Source organism: Pseudomonadota bacterium, from assembly GCA_011049115.1.
Taxonomy (GTDB): domain Bacteria; phylum Desulfobacterota; class Anaeroferrophillalia; order Anaeroferrophillales; family Tharpellaceae; genus DSCM01.
This window is the reverse complement of record DSCM01000055.1, coordinates 1-6016: the sequence shown is the minus strand read 5'-3', so window position 1 is coordinate 6016 and position 6016 is coordinate 1. Positions and strand designations below refer to the sequence as shown.

The 6016-nt window shown below is 53.3% G+C and carries 6 protein-coding genes, 4 tRNA genes and 1 pseudogene; 10 read left to right on the top strand and 1 reads right to left on the bottom strand.

What is annotated here, in order from left to right:
- A partial coding sequence (locus tag ENN66_04845) for a radical SAM protein (protein ID HDS15928.1) occupies nt 1–760 on the bottom strand: 760 nt, incomplete at its 3' end.
- Between the two features lie 127 nt (nt 761–887).
- Here ENN66_04845 and ENN66_04840 point away from each other — a divergent pair.
- From ENN66_04840 to tuf, 10 genes and pseudogenes are all read left to right on the top strand, one after another.
- A complete protein-coding gene (locus ENN66_04840) occupies nt 888–1496 on the top strand; it encodes a YihA family ribosome biogenesis GTP-binding protein (GenBank protein ID HDS15927.1) in 609 nt (202 codons plus the stop codon).
- Nucleotides 1493–3103, top strand: coding sequence for a radical SAM protein (locus ENN66_04835; protein ID HDS15926.1), 1611 nt, complete (start codon nt 1493–1495; stop codon nt 3101–3103). The genes ENN66_04840 and ENN66_04835 overlap by 4 nt, the downstream gene beginning before the upstream one ends.
- An 11-nt stretch (nt 3104–3114) precedes the next feature.
- Nucleotides 3115–3674: pseudogene (locus ENN66_04830) on the top strand (cysteine hydrolase).
- 211 nt (nt 3675–3885) lie between these two features.
- Nucleotides 3886–4509, top strand: coding sequence for an MBL fold metallo-hydrolase (locus ENN66_04825; protein ID HDS15925.1), 624 nt, complete (start codon nt 3886–3888; stop codon nt 4507–4509).
- Between the two features lie 15 nt (nt 4510–4524).
- Nucleotides 4525–5244 (top strand): ribonuclease III, encoded by a 720-nt coding sequence (gene rnc / locus ENN66_04820; protein HDS15924.1) that lies wholly within the window; start codon nt 4525–4527, stop codon nt 5242–5244.
- A 60-nt stretch (nt 5245–5304) separates the two neighbouring features.
- Nucleotides 5305–5380 (top strand) — tRNA-Thr (locus ENN66_04815).
- 22 nt (nt 5381–5402) lie between these two features.
- A tRNA-Tyr gene (locus tag ENN66_04810) sits at nt 5403–5487 on the top strand.
- A gap of 42 nt (nt 5488–5529) precedes the next feature.
- A tRNA-Gly gene (locus tag ENN66_04805) sits at nt 5530–5606 on the top strand.
- 104 nt (nt 5607–5710) lie between these two features.
- Nucleotides 5711–5785: transfer RNA gene (locus ENN66_04800), tRNA-Thr, on the top strand.
- Between the two features lie 102 nt (nt 5786–5887).
- Nucleotides 5888–6016, top strand: a 129-nt coding sequence (gene tuf / locus ENN66_04795; protein ID HDS15923.1) for an elongation factor Tu, incomplete at its 3' end; no start/stop codon positions are given.

The following is a 6016-nucleotide window of genomic DNA, read 5'->3' as shown; positions in this document are numbered from 1 at the left end:
GATAGTTGGAGGCGTGGTTGGCCATAAACATGCCTCGGCTCAGATTGGTCCAGGAAATCATCTCCTTGAGTTCCAGGAGGAGGCCGTGCTGATCGGGGAGTTCGAAACGGCCGTTCCGCCGGCTTTCATCCAGAGGGGTTCCGGGAACCACCATGGTAACCAGGGCGCCGACATAGTTGGGGTCGATGGCGCTTAAGACTTCGCCGGTGCGCCGGGCATGGATCAGAGAACGGTCGCGGCCGGCGATGCCCAGCATAACGGTGGTCGATAGTTTTATGTCGGCGTCCTTGACCTTCTGACAGAGGCTGATTGATTCCGCGCCGGTGGTTCCTTTTTCGATCGCGGCCAGGGTTTCGTCGTCACCGCTTTCGAGTCCGTAATAAATGATTCCGAGTTTAAGTTCACGGAGGAGACGGAGTTCCTCCAGACTGCGCCGGCGCAGAGCTTTGGCGGAGGCGTAGATTCCGATGCGTGTCAACTGAGGTAGTTCGCGGTTGATTTCTTCGAACAGACTCTGGAGCCTGGGAAACGGTATGACCAGGGCGTCGCCATCGGTGATAAACAGGCGGCGGGCGGCGGTAAAGGCCCGAGCGGCATAGCGAATGTCGGTGGTCAGGGTGGCTTCGTCCTTGATGCGGAAACGGACATCACGGTAGGTGGGACAGAAGGTGCAGAGGTTATGGGAACAGCCCACGGTGACCTGAAGAATGATGCTGCGAGCCTCACTTGGCGGGCGGATGATATTGCCTTCGTAATGCATCGGAGAAGTCCTTGTGAAAAAGATTGGCTGATGGAGCTTTCGAGATATCTTAGGCCGATAGATTCGACAATCCGGTATTTTAGTACATCGTCGGGTTTTCTTGCAACCCCTTTTGATAGTCTTTTTGATGAAAATTAACACGGTAGAATTTGTTAAGAGTGCGGCCGAAATTTCTCAAGCGCCGGATGATGGACTGCCCCATCTGGCGATTGCCGGCCGTTCAAATGTTGGGAAATCGACCCTGATCAATTATCTGCTGGGTCGGCGGGCGCTGGCTCGGACCAGCGCCAAGCCGGGACACACCCGGCTGCTTAATTTTTTTCTGGTGAACCGGACTTTCTATCTGGTCGACCTGCCGGGCTATGGTTATGCGGCTGTTGATCGCAAAACTCAGGGCGGCTGGGGGATGATGGTGCATGACTATCTGGCCGGACATCAGGCCCTCAAAGGGCTGCTGTTGCTCATGGATCTGCGTCGTGAGGCGGAAGCCGAAGAACTTGCCCTGATGACTTGGCTGCTTGAAAACGATCTGCCTTTTTTTCCGGTTTTGACCAAAATCGACAAGCTCAAACCCCAGGCTCGGGTCAAACAATTACGTTGCTGGCGCGAGCGGCTTCGGTTGCAGGGGTTTGGGGCGGAGCCGGTGCCGGTTTCCGCCTTGTTGAAGAGTGGAGCCCCGGAACTTTGGTCCCGGGTAGCGTTTCTGCTTGAAGAAAGGGGAACGCCGTCGGAATGAGACATCAGGAAAAATTAGCGTCCGAGGAAAAAGGGGTGAGCCGCAAGGATTGGGGCGGGCGTTTTCCGGTGGCTCTGGGTTATCCCAACACTTATCCTCTGGCGATGAGCAATCTTGGTTTTCAGACCATCTATCACCTTCTGAATCAAGAGCCGCGGATTGTGGCGGAAAGATTCTGTCTTGAGCCCGAAGGCAACGGGCCGCCCTTGACCAGGGAAAGCCGGCGGCCACTCAGCGATGCCGGTCTGCTCCTTTTTTCAATCTCTTTTGAAAGTGACTATTTGAATCTGGTGACCTTGCTTATGCAGTCTGGTCTTGCTCCTCAGGCCCGGAAGCGGGGAACTGAAAGCCCTTTGATTCTGGTCGGCGGCGTCACAACCTTTATTAACCCGTTGCCGCTTTTTTCGCTGGTGGATGGTTTTCTGCTGGGTGAAGGCGAGCTCCAGATTCCGATATTAATAAAGGTTTTGCTTGAGCGACAGGGGGCTGATCGGCGAGATTTACTGCCTGCTCTGCGGGCGGTACCCGGTTTTCTGAAGGCCTCCCTGCCGGTTCCAGGCCAGGTTCGGTTACCGCGGGCTGAGGTCGACAGTCTGGTGCCGCGAACCTTCGTCGCCGGGTCCGGGCCTCAGGTTTTTACCGACAGTCTGCTGCTTGAGGTCAACCGCGGCTGTCCTCGGGGCTGTCGTTTCTGCGCGGCTGGCTTCGTCTATCGTCCATTTCGCAATCGTTCATTAAGTTGTTTGCAGGAAAGCGTTGTCGCCGGGCAGGAGTTGGGTTATCGCCGGGTTGGTCTGGTAGGCTCAGCTCTGGGTGACTATCCCGAGCTTCCCGGGCTTTGCCGTTGGCTGGTGGAACAGAAGCTGGAATTTAGTTTTTCCTCTTTACGGATCGATGTGGTGGACGATGCCCTGCTGGAAGTGATGCAGCGTGGTGGGGTCAAAGCTATTACGATTGCCCCGGAAGCCGGCTCGGAGCGTTTGCGCCTGGCCTTGCGCAAAGGACTTTCCGAAGAGCTTATCCTGGTCCAGGCGGAGCGGGTGGCGGCCGCCGGAATCGGTCGCTTGAAGCTTTATTTCATTATTGGCTTGCCGGGGGAATCGAGGGATGACATCGAGGCGATTGTTGATCTGGTTGACAAGATCAGAACCAGGATGCTGGCGGCCCGTTCCAGACGGCAATTAAATATTTCTTTGAGTGTCAGTATCAATCCTTTTATTCCCAAGCCGCACACCCCGTTGCAGTGGGCTCCCTTTGCCTCTCTGGCAGAGCTTGAGGACAAGGAAAAATTTCTTTTGCAGAGGTTGCGTCGTCTGGGTGGGGTTGAGATTGAAATGGAGAATCCGCTCAAGGCCGCCTGGCAGGCCCAGCTCAGCCGGGGGGGCGAGGAAATGGGGGCGGCGTTGGTTGATCTGGCGGGTTCGAGGGGACGATTTAAAAATAACTTGAAAAGAATCGTCCACGATTATCGGTTTGCTCTCTCGGGATTTGATCAGGACCAACCTTTACCCTGGGCATTCATCAGCCAAGCTACCCCGGAAAAGGTTTTGCGCCAAGAATTTACTGCCTATAGGAAGATGTTCTCTTCAGGATCAAAACCTCTATAAGGAGGAAGACAATGGATAAGGCGGCGCTTGTTATAATTGATATGGTTAAAGATTATTTCGTCGAAGATAAAGGCTATCCCATCACCCCTTTGGCGCGCGAGATAATTTTACCGATAAACCGGACGATTGCCGGTTTTCGTGAAAAGAATCTGCCGGTGATCTTTTCCACCGATGTTTTTAATGAAGATGACTTTATTTTCAATTCACGGATGCATCCACATGCCCTGGCGGGAACCGAGGGCGCCGAGGTGGTCGACGATCTGTATATGGAAAAAGGCGATTTGTGGTTGCCTAAACCACGGTTCTCAGCTTTTTTCAGAACTGGTTTTGAAAAATATTACGAGTGCAAGATGTGACTCTGGTGGCGGTGGCCGGAATAGCCACTAATTTCTGTGTTCTGACCACGGCCACGGACGCTCTTTGTCATGATTTTAAGACCGTTATTCTGGAAGATTGTACGGCGGCTTTTTCTCTTGAAATTCACGAGTCCTGTCTTGGTGCTTACCGGCGGAATCCGCTCTATCCACTTTTTCAGCTAATGACCGGAACCCAGCTGCTTGAGCAGCTTTAACCAGTTTTATCCTTGCTTTTTGCGGGCTGATGTATTATCCCTCCGCTTTGGTATAGTAATAAACGGATCGGTTCGTTTGGCAGGAAGTCGTGGAGTTGATTCGATGGCGGTTGTCAGCTCCTTTTTCCTTTATGAAAAAGAGACGTTGTTTCCGGAAATCTGGTCTTGATAAAACCTGACCGGGTCGGGTAATAAAAGATAGAGGGGAAATATGATTCTTGAGACTGTTGTTGTTGGACCGCTTCAGGTCAACTGTTATCTGGTGGCCTGCGAGCTGACTCGGGAGGCGGCGGTGATTGATCCCGGTGATGATGTGGAGCTGATTCTCGCGGCTCTGGAGAAGGCCGGGCTGAAGGTCGTCTGTATCATCAATACGCATGAACACTTTGATCACGTTGGTGGCAATAAACGGATGCAGGAAGTGACCGGCGCGAAAATTATGGCGCACCGAGCCTGTGCCGCCGAGGTAACTAGAATATCCAGTCGCGCCTTGTTGTGGGGGATGCGGGCCGAGGATTCACCCCCGGTTGACCGGTTGTTGGAGGACGGTGACGAAATTAAAATCGGACAGAGCGTGGTGCTGCGGGTTATGTCGACCCCGGGGCATTCTCTGGGCTCAATTTCTCTGGTGGGTCCGGGGGTGGTCTTCGTCGGAGATCTGATCTTTGCCGGCTCTATCGGCCGGACGGATTTTCCCGGTGGGGATTATGAAACCCTGATTCGATCAGTGCGGGAAAAAATTTTCCCCCTGGGCGATGAAACGGTGCTTTATTCCGGCCATGGTCCGGCAACGACCGTTGGACGGGAACGTTCCAGTAATCCATTTTTTGTGTAAGCTCGGAAGGTTGTAATGGCCGGAGATTCCGATCATGATCAGATAACCGGTCTGGAAAGCATTCTCGGATATGTTTTCCAGCGCCCCGAACTTCTGCTTCAGGCTCTGACTCACAGATCCTATCTCAATGAGACCAGAGGCGAAGGCTGCATCCATGAGCTGGATTATGAACGTCTTGAATTTCTTGGAGACGCGGTGCTGGAGCTCAAGGTCAGCGAAATTCTCTATCGGCGCTTCCAGGGGGAATCTGAAGGGGGGCTGAGCCGAACTCGGGCTCGAATTGTCAATGCCAAGGCCTTGGCCCAGTTTGCTGACGAGCTTTGTTTGGGTGATTTCCTGCGTCTCGGTCGGGGTGAGGAACGCCAGGGAGGGCGTTGTCGACCATCTTTACTGGCCGATGTCTTTGAAGCTTTGTTGGCCGCGCTTTATTTGGATGGCGGGAATGCAGTTTTGGAATCCCTGGTTCAAAGGTTGGTCGATCTCAGTCTGACTGAGACCGAGGTGGACAGCAAGACCGCGCTTCAGGAAATAATGCAGGAAAAATCAGGGCGGTTGCCTGTGTACGCAATAATTTCCCGAGAGGGGGCTGATCATTGTCCTTGGTTTCAGGTTGCGGTAAAGGATGGACGGGGGCTGGTGCTGGGTCGTGGTCAGGGTGAATCACGAAAAAATGCGGAGCAGCAGGCAGCCGGTGAAGCATTAAAAAGGCTGGCGAAAGATCTAAAAAAAGATTGACAGGCCGGCGGTGCCTGTGATAAACGGGTCAGCCTTGTTTTTACGGGGTGCATATCTGTTGCTGGCGTAGCTCAACTGGAAGAGCAGCTGACTTGTAATCAGCAGGTTGCGGGTTCGAGTCCCATCGCCAGCTCCAGTGGCAAATGTATGTTTTTTAAGGAGAGGTTCCCGAGTGGCCAAAGGGAACAGACTGTAAATCTGTCGGCGACGCCTTCGGAGGTTCGAATCCTCCCCTCTCCACCATTATACTGCAAATCGATTCAGGCAGGTTACGCACGGAATTAGGCGGGAATAGCTCAGTTGGCTAGAGCGTCAGCCTTCCAAGCTGAGGGTCGCGGGTTCGAGTCCCGTTTCCCGCTCCATTCCAAAGGTTCGGCTTTGGCTATCGATTTGCTTGCTTCTGAAGTAGATTGGGGTCGTGAGCCCAAGTCCTATGCTGGGAAAGAAACGATCAATCTGCGGTTTTGCCCACGTAGCTCAGTGGTGGAGCACTTCCTTGGTAAGGAAGAGGTCATCGGTTCAATCCCGATCGTGGGCTCCACTGAAGCGGTTGCTGAATCGTAACCCAGGCCGGTAGTGGTGAAATTGGAATGAATTTTCGGATTGGTGTAAACCGGTTGTTTGAGAGAGGAGACCTAAGGAAATGGCAAAGGCGAAATTTGAACGAACCAAGCCCCATGTAAATATCGGCACGATTGGTCATGTAGACCACGGCAAAACCACTCTGACTGCAGCCATTACCAAGGTTCTGGCTCTCAAGGGACAGTCGCAT

Excerpts from the sequence above, each read along its gene's own strand:
- ENN66_04840 (HDS15927.1), top strand. The coding sequence starts at position 888 with ATGAAAATTAACACGGTAGAATTTGTTAAGAGTGCGGCCGAAATTTCT.
- ENN66_04835 (HDS15926.1), top strand. The coding sequence starts at position 1,493 with ATGAGACATCAGGAAAAATTAGCGTCCGAGGAAAAAGGGGTGAGCCGC.
- ENN66_04825 (HDS15925.1), top strand. The coding sequence starts at position 3,886 with ATGATTCTTGAGACTGTTGTTGTTGGACCGCTTCAGGTCAACTGTTAT.
- rnc (HDS15924.1), top strand. The coding sequence starts at position 4,525 with ATGGCCGGAGATTCCGATCATGATCAGATAACCGGTCTGGAAAGCATT.